Genomic DNA, 18212 nt, shown 5'->3' with positions numbered 1-18212 from the left:
CCATTTATTAGCGTGGAGTCAGGTAAATTCTAACTCTTTTACAGCTAATAAACAGCCTTTTCGATGAAATCATTTTAAGCTTTTCAGCTATTTGGTCATCTATTCACAAAATATAGATATATATGGCCATTCCTGGCCATATCGGAGCACAATTATTTACATTATTTTTTCTGGTCAGTCCAGAGGAAGCTACCAATCGCGGGTAAAAGCAGCACTGCACCTAACATATTCACTAAGAACATAAAGGTAAGCAGAATACCCATATCCACCTGGAACTTCAGATCAGAGAAAATCCACGTGCTCACCCCTATCGCTAAGGTGATACCTGTGAAGAGTACTGCACTGCCTCGTTCAACAAGGGCGTTACGGTAAGCGACTTCTAATGCGACGCCACGTTTTAACTGTGACATCATCGATGACAGAATGTAAATTCCGTAATCAACGCCAATCCCCACCCCTAATGCGATAACAGGTAAGGTTGATACCGTTAAGCCTATTTCTAATTGCACCATTAATGCTTGCGCAAGTGTTGATACGATATACAACGGCAGTACCACGGCTACTGTGGCTTTTACGCTCCTAAAACTCACTAAGCAAAGTAAAATAACTGCGCCATAAACATAGAGCATCATCGGTAATTGTGCAGCCGACACAGATTCATTTGTTGCAGCCATTACCCCAACAGGGCCTGAAGCTAGCTTAAATTGCACTTTATCGGTTTGCTCTTGAGCTGCAAACTCTTTTACCTTTGCGACAACATGATCAATTGTCTCTGCTTTGTGGTCATTTAAGAAAATGATTACAGGCATCACTGAACAGTTACCATCTAAAAAACCAGAGCTGGTCTCAACACGCGATGTCGATTGCACTAAGCTTGCGGTATTACGCGGTAAACTTTGCCATTTTAAATTACCTTCATTAAAACCAGCATTAACCGACTGAGCAACGCTACTTAAACTCACTGCTGATTGTACGCCAGCTACATTTTCCATTTGCCATTGGAAACGACCGATTCGCTCCATTACATCATGCTCTGTACACGCTGCAGGATATGCTTCAACAATCACTTTTAAAATATCAGATGAAATCGTGTACTTATCTGAAATCAAGAAGGTGTCTTGATTATATCGCGCATCTTGATGCAGTGAAGGTGCGCCGGCGTGCAAGTCACCAATACGCATTTTATCTGCCTGCCAGTAACCGACTGCAAAGAGGAGTGCCGTTAAAACAATGATGACAGCTGCGGTCTTACGCTCAGTTGTCTTAACCAAAATTTCACGCAAGGTATCCAGCATGTTTGGTTTGTCTGTGTGGTTACCAGATTGGATACGCACCGAGCCTTCAAAGTTCATGTAAGACGCCCAAACAGGCAGAAGGATCAAGTTAGTGAATATAATCACCGCCACACCCAAACTCGCTGTAATCGCTAACTCTCGGATAATACCGATATCAATGGTTAATAATGTTAGGAAGCCAATCGTATCAGATAACAACGCTATACCACCGGGAATTAATAAGGCCCTAAAACTTGCCTGACAACACACGCGTGTATTGCTGCCGGTGCACACTTTTTTACCAATGTCGTTGATCATTTGCACGCCATGGCTTACACCAATAGCAAACACCAAAAATGGCACTAGGATTGACATTGGATCAAGTCCAAAGCCAAGACTTGACAGTAAACCAAGCTGCCAGATGACCGCTATAATTGAACAAGCAATCGGCAAAATTGTTAGTTTTAAACTGTGGCAGAATAACCACACCATGATAAATGTAAATGCGATAGCAATAGCGAAAAACAGCACCACGCCTTTCGCACCTTCTGCAACATCACCCGCCATTTTCGCAAAGCCAATAATATGAATACTGACTTTGTCTGTACTGAGCGGTTCGCGTACTTGTGTTTCTAATTTTTCAGCAAATGCGAGGGTATCGAGTTTTTCTTGCGTTTGGGGATCAAATTCAAGTAGCTGTGCTGTCACCATCGCACATGAATAATCACTCGCAATCATGCGCCCCACAACTTTTGCTTTTTCAATATTCTCTTTTACAACTGCTAAACCTTGTTTATCAGCAGTAAAGTTGGCTGGAATAATTGGGCCACCGGCAAAGCCGTCTTCAACCACTTCTACAAAACGTGCACTAGGAGCAAAAATTGAGTTTACTAGCGGACGATTTACCCCAGGAATAAAGTAAAGTTGGTCATGAACAGCTTTTAACTGCGTAAAAAACTCCTCATTAAATATATCGCCCTCAGCATCACACACTGAAATTAAAATGCTGTTTGCACCACCAAACTGCTTTTCATGTTTGGTATACACTTTCATGTATTCGTGGTTTAGTGGAATATTCTTATTAAACGACGCATCGAGTTGAATTTGTGTTGCTTTAAACAATAAAAAACAAGTGATTACTGCAAACGAAATAATCGCAAATAGACGATGACGAAACACCGCCTTTTCTAAAAAATCTAAAAAGCCACGCATTACTGATTCAACTCCTTCACTTTAATGCCATCTTCAGAAGCCATAACCAGTTTATTCTGAAATACAACGCCATCGAGTAATGATTTACCATCAGCCATCTGCTCTTCTGTTAGCTCACCATCTTTGATATGAAAAATAACCCCACTGTTTGCGAATAATAGCCATTCATTTTTGTAATTAATTGCGCTATTAACGGTAGCGTGATTATCAGAGTCAACTTGTAGCCACTCTTGAGATTGCGCTTGGCGTGTAAAAATATTTCCTCGTAGACCTGCAACAAGATCTTCGCCACCGCTTTGTGCAGTTGACGCAAACGTAAAGAAAGAACCCATATATATTTCTTCTAAACGCTGCCATGTTTGACCATTGTCTAGGCTTTGCGCCATTAAACCCATTTCACCTACGAGCATTAAACGGTCTGCAACGTTAACAATACGGTTAAAATGTGGCAGGATTGATGCTGTTTCAGCTTCGTATCCTTCAGGATCATTGTTTTTAAGATCGTTTAAATAAACACGATCATCCTCAAATAATAAGCTGTCTAAAAACCGTTTATTCCAGTTTTTTCCGCCATCATTCGTTTCAAAAAACATCCCATAAGCACCCACTGCGTAGCCATGCTGCGCTGAGGTAAATAAAATGTCTAGGCACGGCTTATCCATATGGGGCAATGCCTGTTGCAATTGCCATGTTTTACCAGCATCCGTCGTATTAATAATGGTTGCATCATGGCCACAGGCCCATCCTAAATCCGTGTCATAAAAGTTCACTGCCGTTAATAACACTTGTGTAGGTACACTCGCCTGTTGCCATTGCTGTGCATCTGAGCTCGTGATGACAACACCATGTTTACCAACTGCGATGAGTTGATTGCCTGATATCTCAATATCAGTAAGAAGGGTTTTGTCTGCGTTAACAGCAGAAATTGCCTGCTGAGGCTGTGGCATGTCTTGAGCAAAACATGAAGCACTATAAGCAAGACAAGCATAAAGCAAATACTTCATAAAGATAAATCGCCTTCGATAGAATAAAAAAGCAAGCCAACAACATAATCGTGATTACACCTTTCATACGTTGACTTGCCTACATTGCAAGAGGCACCTGTTTCCAGGTGCCTAGTGTGTAGATTAACGACCTTCGCGGCGTAATGCGCTAGAGGTAAACTCATTGTCGTTTAATGTTTTTGAGAAGTCATACATTTTTTCTTGGTTATCTAAACCAATCGCTAAATAACGACGTGAATTTAAGTCGTGGTATACATCTAGCGTACTCCAATGCGTAGGTACTTCGTAGTAGTTCAAGCCATGCGACATTGCAACACGATACATTTGATCGCGATTATCATAAATATCGGCTACATGAACTTGCCAGCTATCCTCGTCAATATAAAACACACGCTTTTTATAAATATGACGCGTGCCTTCTTTAAGGTTCGCTTCTACAACCCATACTCTGTGCTTTTCATAGCGCACATGTTCAGGGTTAATATGACCCGCTTGTAAAATATCATCGTAGGTTAACTTGTCGCTATGAAGCTTATAACTATTGTAAGGAATATAAAGCTCTTGCTTGCCTTTTAATGTCCAGTTATAGCGATTTGGTGAACCATTAAACATATCAAAGTCGTCGGTTGTACGTAAGCTATCTGCTGCAGTACCCGGTGCATCATAGGCTACGTTTGGCGCACGACGAACACGACGTTGACCTGAGTTGTAGGTCCATGCTTGACGTGGCGTTAAGATTTGGTCCATTGTTTCATGAACAAGCAATGCGGTACCAGCAAGACGAGCAGGTTCTGTTACCTTTTGTTTAAACTTAAATAGAATATTTGATTCTTGAAGTTGTTCAGGTGTCGACTTTGGATTTGAGTATTCAACTAACAACTGTTCATCAAAACCTACATAATTATACGAGCCTGATGCCGTCGGTGCTGCTTGTCCAGCATAACGCTCTACGGCTAAACCACGAAAACGTAATAGGTGATTCCAAATTGCTTCTAAGCCGTCTTTAGGAATTGGGAATGGCACGCCTACTGCCGTGTTCTTAATACCATTACCGCCTTCAACTAATTCAGCCGTAGTCGCGTATTTTTTAGTAGCATCGTATACAAACTGAGGATACGAAGCACTGCGACGGGTTGGATAAATGTTCATTTTAAATGTGTCAGGGTATGTATTGAATAACTCAATTTGACCAGGACTCAAGAGATCTTTGTATTTATCGACGTTCGACTTATCGATGGTGAATAATACCTTGTCATCTGCAAACGGATCAGGGTGATGCATACCCGGTTTGTAATCTGCAGGAGGCGTTGTAATACCGCCTGTCCATTCAGGGATAGAGCCATCTTTGTTTGCCGATTTTTCTGCACCAATGGGTGTTAAATCTGTACCTAAACGTGCCGCTTCATCAGCGGTAATTTTTGCAAGCACACTGCTGCTTGCAAAAACGCTACAAAACGCTGCAGCAATGAGGGTAGGTTTTCTAATAATCATAATTTACCCTTAAATTGAATATTTAATATTGAAAGAAACATAATCGCGGTCAGAGAAAGTATTCGTCGCACCACCACCCCAGAAAGAGTTGTAGCTAAAGTCGAATGACCACGCATTTTGATAGTTAAAGTTCATCGTCACGCCCAGTGACTTACGATCTTCAACAAACAGGAACATCGGGTCAGGTGTAATACCATTCACGTCGTGTGAAAATACGAAACGTGGTGAGAAATTCACCCCGTTAAAGACATTAAAGTAATCACCTTTAGCGATTAAGCGGTAACCCCACGCAGACGCAGTTGGAAATGGGTTTGTCTCAGGGCCGTTTGAAATACCGAGGTGGAGTGTCGAATAATCATCACCTAATGGGCCTTGCATGATACCGCTTCGACCCGTACCCGCAACATTCAAGCGTAACTCATCGTATTCCGGCATATCATTAATACGAACACCACCAATTTCACCCACAACAGCCCAACTATCAGCACCAAGAGATGGGCCAAATAAATGGGTAGCAGTAAACTGAAGCTGAGCTGTATTACGAAGAATATAGCCTTGTGCAACTTCACCAGGACCAACGACACTGGTCGCATCGCCTAAGCTCATTTGCGAAATACCTGCAAAATCAGGACGAATACCCGCAACAGCTAATTGCTCAGGCATACCAGCGTATAATAATTCAACATCATCTATTTGCAGTGGCTCATCTTGACGGAAGGCAAATTCGCCCGCAAGTGCGGTCTCACCCACGGTTGTATTAAAGCTTAAACCGTACAGCTTAATATCTTCAGGGTACTCTAATTGCCCTTTAGTGAATGCTTGAAGACTTGTAACATTATCTTCTGTTATTTCAGAAGTTAATAACATACCAATATCAGCAGTCAATGCTGGCGATGTAAAGTTAGATACTTGACCAGAAATGACAGGTCGGCGGCTGTGATAGTTAATATGGTAAAGGGCGACTTCTGTATCGTTTAGTTCAGGTAAGTACATACCTAAACGTAAACCGTATTGTCCACCATCATCAGGCTCATTTTTACCCGCATCCCCCTTGCCTTTTAAAGCAACTTTGGTCGGGAATGCCAGGTACATTTGTGCCATCATTGCTCGCCCTTGCGGCGATTCAGGATCGATACCTTGCGAGCGCACAATATCATCTAAACTATTTAAGCTGTCTGTTAAGAAAGCTAAATCGATATCAGGGTTTGATGTAAAACCAAGCTGGATATTTTGTTGGTAGCCATTTTCAGACGCGAAATCATTCGTTGAAAAATAAGTACCTGCAGCAGGAAGGCGCGTTTCGTGCCATTCATACTGATAAAAACCTTCAAGGGTAATATTATCGGTAATACCTAATGAAGCCCATAGCATACCAACGGGTATGAATGCTTCTTTTAACTCCGCACCTGGCGCTTTCAAACGGTCAATATCAACCGGGTTTACGTTGATACCGTGAGAAATTAAGGTACTTTCACCCCAGTTAACGACCTGCTGACCTAAGCGAATAGATAGCGGGTTTCGACCTTCGTTAAGGTCAAAGTTCGCCCAGACGTACGCGTCAAGTAAGCGTAAATCGGCACATACTTGCTCTTTGGTGTCGTCATCATCACAGGGGTCAACTTTCTTACCTGATGTTGGGTTACTATATGCAAAGTCACCATCCATCAACGCGAAATCATAAAAGTACATGAAACGGGTAAAAAGACCGTAATTATCTTTACTAATCGATAACTCGTGGTTGCCTTTTAACAGCTTTGAAAAAGAATCACCACTGTCGAAGTTAAGGTTACCAGCATCGCCATTATTTGAATAAGCGCCTGGCTGGTTCCATACATCAGAAGAAGAGTAAATAGGATTTAAAGCAGGATGATAGCCCGACCAATCAAATGATGGGTTATTACTTTTACCTATAATTGCAAAGTCACGGTCTTCGACTCGAATACTCTGCCCATATGAAAAGCTAGAGTCAAAACGTACGTCAAAATCACCTAATTGAAAAGTGGCCGCGTGCAAAGCTGTGCTTGAGAGTCCCAGAGTCGCCGCCGCGAATCCCAAAGCTATTTTGTTTTTAACAAAAAGCGATCTTTTTATCATTGTGTTCATCCCCCTGTAACGGGTTGTTTTGTGATCAAATTGTTGTTTTTAGAATCTTTCTAACGATAGAAGCGAAATAGTAAAAATACAATATAGAACGCGTTCAATCGGTTAATATTTATTTAAAAATGTGACGTTTACGTATTGGTAAGACGTCATACCAGATAATTTATACACGTAAATTAACAATAGAACAAATTGAATTAACAAAAATATAATAAGATTATTTTATAGGAGGGAGAAAAATGTGGCTAATTTTTGGGTAAATTAGCACACTTTGTCGTATGACAGCTTTAAGGCTATTTGGCGTTTTAATTCACTTTTTCAAGCTTTAAAAACTGATTATCAGCGCCCAGCGTGAGTCTAAAACGCCCTCTTATCCCTAATGATGAAATAAAAGGACGTAAATGCTTGGCAGCAAAACGAATTGTTTTGCCACCATCTTCTGTTACCTGTATTGAAGTATATTTACCATGATAGTAATCAAGGCATTCTGCATAACTTAAATACAAAGAAAAAAAGTATTCAGTCATTAACCTACTAACGCTTTCTCAACTTTTTCAAATAAATCATCACTTAGGCTCTCTAATGATGCCAAACGTTGCAATTGTGCTTTGATTGCCTGCGAACGGTCGTGATCATAACGTTTCCATGCCATAAATGGTGTTAACATACGTGATGCATTTTGCGGGTTAATATCATTGAGCTTAATAAGCAAATCACCCAATAATTGATACCCTTTGCCGTCTGCACGATGAAATTGTGTAGTATTAAAATGACTAAAGCTGCCGACCAATGCTCTGACACGGTTTGGATTACCAAAATCAAAACTTGGGTGATCATACAACTGCTTAATGTCTTCAATGCAGGTTGCTGACTCTTTCATTGCCTGCAATGCAAACCATTTGTCCATTACAAGTACATCATGTCGCCATTTAGCATCAAATTCATTGAGCAAATCATCACAGCGAGGGTGATTCGCTTTTACAACCGCACTTAGCGCAGCTAACACATTTGTCATGTTAGAGCTGGCCACGGCTTCGTCAATAAAGTCATTCACGTCTTGCTGTTCAGTTTTTGCTAAATAGTGCAAACAGACCTGTTTAAGTGCCCTAACGGCAACAGCCTCGGCAGATGTTGTGCCATCATCGTGTAATGCCTTATAACACGCAATCAATGAGTCCGATAAGTCAGTCGCAATGTGTAGTTCAAATGTATTCATTACTGAAACAATGTCATCAACGGGGATCACTGCATATTCAGCCGCAATCGTGTCATAGCTTGGTAATTTTAATAGCTCTGCAATCAGTGCCAAATCCCCTGCTCGTTCTGTAATTAATACGTTAAGAGCAGAAATGATGTCGGGTGATAAACATGCATTACCCGATGATATTGCGGCTTTAATTTCGTTGGTAAATAATCGTTGCTGTGCATCCCATCGCGAAAAATCACTTCGTGCAAAACGCATAATATGGAGCAAATCAGCGGTGCTGCTAGTTTGGTCAACAATACAAGGAGCAGAAAAATCTTCCAGAAGCACTGCAACAGGCGGCTCTATAACATTTTCAAACACAAAGGTGTGTTGTTTTTCAGTTATATTAAGCACAGAATCTTGCATCTGATTATTAATCGTTAACGGCACTGATTGACCAGCAGGGTCAAGTAGTTCAATCGCAAACGGAATATGTAACAACGCATTATTAGGTTGATTATCTGGCGCAAATTGCTCAATGGTCTGTGTAAAGGTTTGATTAGCATGATCAAAATATTGATCTACTTTTAATCTTGGAGTACCCGCTTGATTGTACCAACGCTTAAACTGCTGCAAGTCAATTTCAGAAGCATCACTCATGGCTGCAACAAAGTCATCACAGGTAACGGCTTGACCATCGTGCCGTTGGAAGTAAAGCGCCATACCTTGCTGAAACTTTTCTTCGCCTAATATCGTGTGCATCATACGAATAACTTCTGCGCCCTTGTCATACACTGTCACAGTGTAAAAGTTATTCATTTCAATAACTTTTTCTGGGCGAATTGGGTGCGCCATAGGCCCTGCATCTTCGCTAAACTGATGAGTTCGCATTACTTTTACAGCATCAATACGGTTTAGGGCACGAGATCCCAAATCACTACTAAACTCTTGGTCTCTAAATACGGTTAAACCTTCTTTCAAAGACAACTGAAACCAGTCTCGACAAGTAACGCGATTGCCCGTCCAGTTATGAAAATATTCATGCCCTACAATAGATTCAATCGTGTGGTAATCTTTATCGGTGGCGGTTTCTTGATTCGCTAACACACATTTAGAGTTGAAGATGTTTAATCCTTTATTTTCCATCGCCCCCATATTGAAGAAATCGACGGCAACAATCATGTATATATCTAAGTCGTATTCAAGATTGAAACGTTCTTCATCCCACTGCATTGATTTTTTTAACGATGTCATTGCATGCGGGGTTTTTGGTAAATTACCTTTATCAACAAATAAGGCCAACTCGACATTACGGCCTGATTTCGTTGTGTACTGGTCGCGTAACACATCAAAATCACCTGCAACTAATGCAAACAAATAACTTGGTTTTTTAAATGGATCCTGCCATTTGACAAAGTGGCGACCATCATCAAGTGTGCCTGCATCAATCTGATTACCGTTAGACAATAAATGCGTGTATTTTTGCTCAGCAATGATCGTAACATCAAAACTTGCCAATACATCTGGGCGGTCCAAGTAATAAGTGATTTTTCTAAAACCTTCAGCTTCACATTGCGTGCAATACGCGCCCCCTGATAAATACAGGCCTTCGAGGGAAGTGTTTGTTTGAGGATCGATATGGTTGACAATTTTTAAAATAAAATTAGCAGGTAAATTGTGGATGATGAGTGCCTCATCCTCAAGCGTATAGTCACTGTACTCTTGCTCATCTACATGCAGTGAGATAAGTGTTAAATCAACACCATCAAGCACTAAATCAGCCCCCGTTTCGTCCACACGGTTAATCGTCATTGTTGAGTGTACGACGGTTTTTAAGGGCGCTAATTCAAAGCGTAAATCGATATGTTGTATTGAAAAATGAGGGGCTTGGTAATCTTTTAAATATTGAGCTTGAGGTTTACTCGTTGCAGACATCATTGACTCCAAATGGCCCTGTTTAACAGGGCCTAACATGAATTATTCAGCGCTGGTTTGTTTAACGTGTTTTGGTTCGATACGTAAAATTTTAATACCTAAATATGCGTAAACAACAGCGAGTACTGGATTAATTAAATTAAAGAAAGCGTAAAGTGCATAATCAAATGGGTTAATTAATAAAACGCTTTGCATATATGCACCACACGTATTCCATGGGATCAGCGGGCTTGTAATGGTACCACCGTCTTCTAAAGTACGTGATAAATTCACCGGTTTTAAACCGCGTTTTTCATATTCATCTTTAAACATACGTCCTGGTACAACAATAGCAATGTATTGATCTGCCGCCACTGCATTGGTACCGATACAAGTCGCAATTGTCGCTGTTATAAGTGAGCCGGTGCTTTTCGCTATTTTCAATATGCTTTTTACAAACATATCTAGCAAGCCAGTTTTCTCCATAATGGCGCCAAACATCAATGCGGTCATAATTAGCCAAGTTGTGTTTAACATTCCGGCCATACCGCCGCCACTGAGCAATGAATCCATTTTTTCGTCGCCCGTATCGATGCTAAAGCCATCAAAAAATGTTGTCCATACTAGCTTGAAATAGCCAATTAACTGCCCTTGTGACGTATCAATTTGACTATTAATTAAATCTGATTGAAACAACATAGCCCAAATAGCACCCAGTACTGCACCAATTGAAATAGCTGGAAATGCCGGCATTTTTCTTATTGCAAGAATAAGCAACACGACTAATGGCACGAGCATTTCAAGCCCGATATTAAAGTTGCTTTCTAACAGGTTAATGATTTCATCAATTCGGCCTGCTTCTGCTGAACCACCTGCATTAAAGCCCATAAAAATAAAAATAATTAAGGCAATGATAAAGCTAGGCACCGTGGTCCAAAGCATATGATGAATATGCTCAAACAGATCGGCTCCGGCAACCGCAGGGGCTAAATTTGTTGTTTCCGACAGTGGGCTTAACTTATCACCAAAGTACGCGCCTGAAATAACAGCACCGGCAGTCACCACCTGCTCAAGTCCTAACCCCGTTGCAACACCTAATAATGCCACACCGATGGTAGCAGCTGTCGTCCATGAGCTACCAATACTCATCGCAACAATGCCACAAATTAAACAACTAGCCGCATAGAACCAACTTGGATTGATAATTTGTAAACCATAGTAAATTAAGGTGGGTACTGTTCCAGATAGCAGCCATGTGCCAATCAATGCGCCTACCATTAACAGTATAATAATGGCACCTAATGATAAGGTGATCCCTTCAATCATCGCTTGTTCAAGCTTTTTCCAGGTATAGCCGTTTTTTAGACCGATTAAGGCAGCAGTAAAAGTAGCAAAGAGTAAGGCTATTTGATTTGGCCCCGATGATGAGTTATCACCGAATAAATAAACAGCTGCACCCAATAGGCACACGAGAACAGTAATGGGGATCAAGGCATCTAAAAAACTGGCCTGTTTGATCGGCTTCTCTTCAATTGAATTCAAAAGATAGTCTCCTACACGTCTTATGTGGCGTGTTTAATTATTATTGTTTGATTGCCTAAAGAACGCCTTGGATTAATGTTTATTAATTAGACCACGAACATTTTAGACAGCCAGATTAATCAATTATAACAAGATGCCCCGTTTTGGGCAGTAAAAAAGGCGCCTAAGCGCCTTTTTATTAACCAATTATAGGTATTTATTTTTTCGCGAGCCGACCATACTTAATATAGTCTTGCGTAATTAACGCGGCTTCTTCTAAGAAAGGGTCGAGATCATCAAGCGTATCAGGTAAATCATCTAAGCTTTCTACAGGTTTGTGACCTAATCGAACTAATCGTTCATTAGCACGCTCAAGCGCACGCTCTTCACCTTCATCTTTCTCTTTAATACGTGTTGCTTCAACAAGTGAAATTGTTTTTCGATCTTTCTCTTCTTGATAACGTTTAATGTCATCGAACACATAACCAAATTCAGGCTCATTGGCAATGCGCGCATCATGTAATTTATTGACATAAGCAATCGCAGGCTTCAAATCGTCAACTGAATTATATTTAGCGCGAATGATGCTGTCCCAAGGTAATGCATTGTCTTGCTGACTTTCGCCCCAGTCTGCTGGGTCAATCGCTGAGGGGAATGACACATCGGGAATCACCCCTTTATGCTGCGTGCTTCCGCCATTAATACGATAAAATTTTGCAATTGTGTATTGTACGCTGCCAAGTGGGTGATCATATAAATCATACGCACGGCCCAGCGGTTTGTGCTGTTGTACTGTACCTTTACCAAACGTTTGCTCACCAATCACAATAGCACGGCCATAGTCTTGCATCGCTGCTGCAAATATTTCAGAGGCTGATGCACTGTAACGGTCAACTAAAACGGTTAATGGGCCATCATAAAAAGTGACACCATCGCGGTCTTTTTGCTCTTCGATACGGTTGTTTAACGTATGAATTTGTACGACTGGACCTTGATCAATAAACAGGCCTGACAATTGCGTCGCTTCATACAATGAACCGCCGCCGTTTTGGCGTAAATCGATTATGATGCCATCTACTTTCGCTTCTTTTAATTTCGCAATTTCAACTTTTACGTCTTGCGATAAATTATTGTAGAAACCTGGGATTTCTATCACACCGATTTTACTTGTTAAATCTGAGTATTTCGCTTCAAATACTTCTGATTTAGCAGCACGGTCTTCTAAACGAATTTTATCACGGGTTATCTCAACAACTTTCGGAGTACCATGAGCATCCGCCCCTTTTAGATACTGTAAGCGAACTTTAGTACCTTTAGGGCCTTTGATTAAATCAACTACGTCATCAAGACGCCAGCCAATAACATCAACAAAGTCTTCGCCCTCTTGAGCAACACCTATAATGCGGTCATCGGCTTTAATTTGTTCAGATTTGTCAGCGGGACCACCCGGAACTAGGCTTCGGATCACGGTATAATCTTCATCATAACTTAATACTGCGCCAATACCTTCAAGTTCAAGGTCCATGTCCATTTTGAACTGTTCAGCACGGCGGGGTGATAAGTAAGATGTGTGTGCTTCAATACTACGTGCAAACGAATTCATTACAATTTGAAATGCATCTTCACTGTTTGTCTGCACTAAGCGTTTTTGCGCATTGTGGTAACGCTTGGTTAAGACCTCTTTTATGCCTTGCCAATCTTTACCGGTCATTTTTAAACGCAACGCATCGTATTTAACGCGCTGACGCCACAATTCATCAAGCTCAGCTTGAGTCGTTGCCCACTTAGCGTCTTCGCGGTCAAACATATATTCATCTGCTTTATCGAACTTCATTTCATTTTCAAGTAACGATAAAGAATAATCATAACGCTCAAAACGACGCTTTAAGCTCAGATTAAAAATATCAAAGGCAAACCCAAGTTTCCCTGAAGAGAGCGCATTATCGAACTGATCTTTATATTGTTCGAAAGAAGCAATATCAGACGCTAAAAACACACTTTTATTAAAATCGAGGGATTCGATATAACGATCAAATATCTGTTCAGATAATTCATCGTTAAAGCGAATGGGTTTGTAGTGTGCACGAGTAAATAAGTTTGTCACCCGTTTGCTTGCTGTACTATGTTGGCTTTCTTGCTTGAGTACTGGTAAATCTTCTGCAGTTAAATTATCTGTAGAAGCCAATAATGAACCTGAAAACAGGGCAGCGACTAACGGAATGAGCGTAAACTTTTTACTCATACACAACTCCTTTATTTTTTACAGCTATTAAATGATATACAGGCTGTCTGCTTTGGTCTTAACTTGCATTCCTGTTACTAACTCAACGTGAACTTCATCTTTATTCACTTCAGTAATAACTGCGTTTACAAGTGCTTGGCCAAGTTTAACTTTAACCTTGCTATTAACCTTGACCTCTGAGGCAGGTAATGGTTCAACTTTTCCTGAACGTTTTGCAGGAGCAGCTTTAGCTGGTTTAGTGTTAACTCTAGCGCCTTTATCGCCTGTTTTGGCGTGCGAACCCGCATTCTTTTTGTAAGATTTTGTGTCTGCATCTTTACGTGGTGGACGCTGGGCTTTTTTGCGTTTAGCCATTTTTGCGCGGCTTTCTTCTAACGCTTTTTGAGCGTGCTCAATGTGCTCTTGTTCCACTTTTTCATCTTGATTACCATCAAGGTCAATACGGAACTCAGACTTTGTCACGGCTTCTAAATAGCGCCAGTTTGAGGTGTACTTTCTTAACGCTTGACGAACCTGAGTTTTACTTACTTTCTCAGAACCTTCAATGCGCTCAGCGATATCTTTAAAGATACCCACTTTAAGCGGCTGAATGCCGTCTTTTTGTTTAAAACATTGTGGAAATTCTTGGTATAAGAAATCCAATACTTCATTAATATCTTTTAGCTTGTTTGTGGTTTCCATGTTAGAACCTTTTATTACATCTTTTCATCGAGCGATGAATCGACATAGTGTGTTACCCAGTCGGTTAACTCTTCGAAGTCCGCTTCAATAAGCGCTAAATCACCGCGAAGGTGTTCCCAAATACCATTTATAATTTCATCAATTGATTCACAGTCTAAGTCATCTGGAAGACGATCCCAAGCCATATGAATCAAGTCGTTGAGCCTTTCAGCTGCAACTTCTTCTTCCCCTTCCCAATCACCAACATCGTGAATGGCAAAAAGGTAATCTTGCACATTTAGCAGATCTTTCATTTCAGATTTGCCTCAAAGCATTTTACCAATGCTTCTAAACCAGCTTGATCATCAGTATCGAATCGACCGATGCTCGGACTATCGATATCAAGCACGGCAAACACGTGACCATCTTTGAAGATTGGTACAACAATTTCAGAGTTTGATGCTGCATCACAAGCAATATGACCTGCAAAAACGTGAACATCTTCAACTAATTGTGTTTCTTGTGTTTGTGCCGCAGTCCCACATACCCCTTTTCCAACTGGAATACGGATACACGCAGGATTACCTTGAAACGGCCCTAGCACTAATTCTTCTGGCGAATCCAGTAAATAAAAGCCCGCCCAATTTATATCCTCTAATGAGGTAAATAACAACGCACTAATATTCGCCATATTAGCTATGACATTGGGTTCACCAGCGATCAGCGATTCAGTTTGTTTAACTAATGACTGGTAAAAATCTTGCTTTTGCATACCAAACTACTTCTTATTAAACATACAGTAGCTAAAGGTACTCTTTGTAGGCGATAAATGAAACCTTTTAAGGGCAAAAAAAAACATTTTGCCCTTAATTTCAGTCAGCTTGATTAAATATTCTGCTATTGATGAGATGTTTGAGATGGTAGACCCTGTCGCAAGCCAAATAAAAATAATCCTGCGGCCAATGCAGACATAATTGCATTTACAATAAACGCCATACCTGATGTCGCACTTAGCAAGTAACTAAAAATAGCACCCCCGAGTAAACCCAAAGTAAGAACGCCTGAATAGTTTACTTTTGCGTACTTGTACATAAGCAGATAACCAGGCACAACAAATGCTGCCATTGTAAGGCCAACAATATGTGCATTTGCAATCGCGTTCATAAATAAATTGAAAAAGATACGCCAGCCATTTCCTTCTAGCGTCAATGCGTAATACACACCGAGTACACAGCCAATAATGACGGGTGATAATAATGAAAGTCCTACACTCTTTGCTAAACGATGTTTCATAAATTCCCTAATTTCACAAAGATAATACGAGAAGTATTAAGCATGGACTAACTCGGTAGAATACGAAATATCGACCATAGTCGTAATTTAAAAACAGCAGAAACAAAAAAGCCGCTGAATTAGATTCAGCGGCTTTTATAATGGTGGAGAGATAGGGATTTGAACCCTAGAGGGGCTACAAACCCCTGCCGGTTTTCAAGACCGGTGCATTCGACCACTCTGCCATCTCTCCGAGTGCGGAAAAACTACTCGCTTTCGCCAGTAGTAAAAATAATGGTGGAGAGATAGGGATTTGAACCCTAGAGGGGCTACAAACCCCTGCCGGTTTTCAAGACCGGTGCATTCGACCACTCTGCCATCTCTCCGACGGCGTGCATAATAGATAAGGCAGCTTAGTTTGTGAAGCTTTTTTTTCAAAAAACTGTTTAAGTGATTAAAAAACAACTAAATCGTTCAGCAAAAACACAATGCGAGCCAAATTGTGAACAATCTGAACTTTTTTATTATTTATCGTGTCTATTGATCTACAAAGGTTTGCCCAAATATATAACTCTTGATAGGCTTAGTTCAGTTTAACTATTGGAACTAACGAACATATCAGTTCATTTAAGGAGCTCTAACAATGGCGTTTAATCAATCGTACAATACCGCTAGACCGGTTATGTCGACCATTGAAACAAATAAAGTACTAAAAAACACGTATTTTTTACTTGCTATGACACTGGCTTTCAGTGCCATCACTGCAGGTATTTCAATGGCAATGAACCTACCTTACTTTATGGGTATAGTATTTAGCTTAGTTGCGTTTGGTGTGCTTTTTGTGGTGCATAAAAAGGCAGACAGCGCATCGGGTGTTGCATGGGTATTTGTTTTTACGGGGTTGATGGGAGCAGGCTTAGGTCCGATCCTTAACTACTACGCAGCAATGCCAAATGGTCCAATGCTTATTATGCAAGCACTGGGTTCAACCGCACTTATTTTCTTTGGTTTATCGGCGTATGCGCTAACGACCAAAAAAGATTTCTCATTTATGGGCGGCTTTTTAACCGTAGGCTTAATCGTTGTTATCATTGCAAGCTTAGTCAATTTATTCATCGGCAGCTCAATCACGTTTATGGTGATAAATGCAGCAGTTGTGTTAATTATGTCGGGTTTAATCTTGTTCGACACAAGCCGCATTATTAACGGCGGTGAAACAAACTACATTCGTGCCACCGTTGCACTGTACTTAAACGTGTATAACCTATTCACTTCGCTTCTACATCTACTTGGCGCAAGTGATGACTAATTAAATAGTTCTGTTAAAATAGCCCCTTTCTAGGGGCTTTTTTATTGGATGCGTTTTGGCACAATTTGTACTTTCACTTCACACCGCACCGACCGATCATGACTGTACGCAACGTCTGATTAAATTTACACAGGCTTGCCTTGATGCAGGGCACACAATTTCAGCTGTTTTTTTGTATCAAGCAGGTGTGTATCACGCCAGTCAACATTTAGAACTCGCCAGTGACGAGTTACCTGTTAGTCGTTTATGGCAAGAACTCAACGCTAAAAGTATCCCACTTTTACTGTGTGTTACCGCGGCAGAAAAGCGTGGTTTAGACATCGAAAATACAGGGGTATTCACCGTCGCAGGTCTGGCCGAGTTTGCTATGCTCGCTGCGGATGCTGATAAATGGGTGCAATTTAAATGAAGAACATTTTAGTAATTAGCCAACATGGCCCGTTTGACGATCAGCATATGCGTGAATCACTCGACACCACACTGATATTTGCTGCCATTGAGCAAAATATTAGTTGGTTACTCAGTGGCGATGCTGTACTGGCACTCAAAAAACACCAACAACCTGAAGTATTGGGAATTAAAAACTATTTTAAAACCATTAAAACGCTTGAGTTATATGATGTTGAAAACATTTACGTTTGCGAAAAATCACTGATGGATTTTAATTTAACCAAAGATAATTTAATTATTGATGTAAAAGTCGCTAATTTTGAACAGCAGCGCCTCTTAATAAGTCAGCAGCACCAGGTGGTGACTCTATGAGTACCTTGCATATTTTTTCAAAACCTTTGTCGCACTACTGCACCAATGCACTTGAAAATTTAATCAGCAGTGATGACACTGTGCTGCTTGTCGGTGATGCTTGCTACAACATTAAACAGTACAGACAATTTTCTGCTGCTTTGCATTTATTAAAAGAAGATGCCACAGCGCGTGCCATTACGCTTAGCGAATATGATGTCGATATTGACTACAACCAGTTTGTTGAACTGACTTTAACTAGCCAAAACACTATCACGTGGTAAAC

General features: G+C 40.7%; 16 protein-coding genes and 2 tRNA genes. 4 read left to right on the top strand and 14 right to left on the bottom strand.

All coding sequences use genetic code 11. The features are described from left to right. Positions 1-161: 161 nt before the first annotated feature. The 14 genes from JIG41_RS12600 to JIG41_RS12535 all read right to left on the bottom strand — a co-directional run bounded on the left by JIG41_RS12600 (position 162) and on the right by JIG41_RS12535 (position 16262). Positions 162-2486 (bottom strand): RND family transporter, encoded by a 2325-nt coding sequence (locus tag JIG41_RS12600; protein ID WP_199524853.1) that lies wholly within the window; start codon positions 2484-2486, stop codon positions 162-164. Then, complete coding sequence (locus tag JIG41_RS12595) at positions 2486-3490, bottom strand: YCF48-related protein (RefSeq protein WP_036968692.1); 1005 nt, start codon at positions 3488-3490, stop codon at positions 2486-2488. The genes JIG41_RS12600 and JIG41_RS12595 overlap by 1 nt, the downstream gene beginning before the upstream one ends. Positions 3491-3613: 123 nt before the next feature. Continuing rightward, complete coding sequence (locus JIG41_RS12590; RefSeq protein WP_065979990.1) at positions 3614-4978, bottom strand: DUF1329 domain-containing protein; 1365 nt, start codon at positions 4976-4978, stop codon at positions 3614-3616. 12 nt (positions 4979-4990) lie between these two features. Then, positions 4991-7075, bottom strand: a complete 2085-nt coding sequence (locus JIG41_RS12585) for a DUF1302 domain-containing protein (RefSeq protein WP_199524852.1) — start codon at positions 7073-7075, stop codon at positions 4991-4993. A gap of 311 nt (positions 7076-7386) precedes the next feature. After that, a complete protein-coding gene (locus JIG41_RS12580; protein ID WP_118844221.1) occupies positions 7387-7608 on the bottom strand; it encodes a DUF2835 family protein in 222 nt (73 codons plus the stop codon). Further along, entirely contained in the window at positions 7608-10202 is a 2595-nt protein-coding gene (pepN, locus tag JIG41_RS12575) for an aminopeptidase N (RefSeq protein WP_199524866.1), read from the bottom strand. The genes JIG41_RS12580 and pepN overlap by 1 nt, the downstream gene beginning before the upstream one ends. 42 nt (positions 10203-10244) lie before the next feature. After that, positions 10245-11723, bottom strand: coding sequence for a Na+/H+ antiporter NhaC (gene nhaC / locus JIG41_RS12570; RefSeq protein WP_065979868.1), 1479 nt, complete (start codon positions 11721-11723; stop codon positions 10245-10247). A 196-nt stretch (positions 11724-11919) separates the two neighbouring features. Beyond that, positions 11920-13944, bottom strand: a complete 2025-nt coding sequence (prc, locus tag JIG41_RS12565; protein ID WP_036968705.1) for a carboxy terminal-processing peptidase — start codon at positions 13942-13944, stop codon at positions 11920-11922. Between the two features lie 27 nt (positions 13945-13971). Then, positions 13972-14625 carry an RNA chaperone ProQ gene (proQ, locus tag JIG41_RS12560; protein WP_036968708.1) on the bottom strand — a complete coding sequence of 218 codons (654 nt, stop codon included), beginning with the start codon at positions 14623-14625 and terminating at the stop codon, positions 13972-13974. A gap of 14 nt (positions 14626-14639) precedes the next feature. After that, the gene (locus tag JIG41_RS12555; protein ID WP_036968711.1) at positions 14640-14918 is read right to left on the bottom strand and encodes a hypothetical protein; all 279 of its coding nucleotides are present in this window, start codon (positions 14916-14918) and stop codon (positions 14640-14642) included. Next, the gene (locus tag JIG41_RS12550; RefSeq protein WP_199524851.1) at positions 14915-15376 is read right to left on the bottom strand and encodes a GAF domain-containing protein; all 462 of its coding nucleotides are present in this window, start codon (positions 15374-15376) and stop codon (positions 14915-14917) included. Before JIG41_RS12550 ends, JIG41_RS12555 begins: the two co-directional genes overlap by 4 nt. Positions 15377-15501: 125 nt before the next feature. After that, positions 15502-15897: a hypothetical protein gene (locus JIG41_RS12545; RefSeq protein WP_036968716.1), complete on the bottom strand. Its 396-nt coding sequence runs from the start codon at positions 15895-15897 to the stop codon at positions 15502-15504. 141 nt (positions 15898-16038) lie between these two features. Next, positions 16039-16129, bottom strand: a tRNA-Ser gene (locus JIG41_RS12540). A gap of 42 nt (positions 16130-16171) precedes the next feature. Further along, positions 16172-16262, bottom strand: a tRNA-Ser gene (locus JIG41_RS12535). Between the two features lie 257 nt (positions 16263-16519). Between JIG41_RS12535 and JIG41_RS12530 the strand changes: the two genes are divergently transcribed. The 4 genes from JIG41_RS12530 to tusB are packed head-to-tail and all read left to right on the top strand — an operon-like array spanning position 16520 to position 18210. After that, on the top strand, positions 16520-17185 hold the full coding sequence (locus tag JIG41_RS12530) for a Bax inhibitor-1/YccA family protein (protein WP_036968718.1): 666 nt from the start codon (positions 16520-16522) through the stop codon (positions 17183-17185). Positions 17186-17240: 55 nt separating this feature from the next. Next, positions 17241-17594, top strand: a complete 354-nt coding sequence (tusD, locus tag JIG41_RS12525; protein WP_036968721.1) for a sulfurtransferase complex subunit TusD — start codon at positions 17241-17243, stop codon at positions 17592-17594. Beyond that, positions 17591-17947, top strand: a complete 357-nt coding sequence (gene tusC / locus JIG41_RS12520; protein WP_075593624.1) for a sulfurtransferase complex subunit TusC — start codon at positions 17591-17593, stop codon at positions 17945-17947. Before tusD ends, tusC begins: the two co-directional genes overlap by 4 nt. Further along, a complete protein-coding gene (tusB, locus tag JIG41_RS12515) occupies positions 17944-18210 on the top strand; it encodes a sulfurtransferase complex subunit TusB (protein ID WP_065979864.1) in 267 nt (88 codons plus the stop codon). Before tusC ends, tusB begins: the two co-directional genes overlap by 4 nt. Positions 18211-18212: the final 2 nt, after the last annotated feature.

The sequence above is a fragment of the Pseudoalteromonas sp. bablab_jr011 genome (assembly GCF_016464045.1).
GTDB lineage: Bacteria > Pseudomonadota > Gammaproteobacteria > Enterobacterales > Alteromonadaceae > Pseudoalteromonas > Pseudoalteromonas lipolytica.
This window is presented reverse-complemented; position numbering and strand designations above follow the sequence as displayed.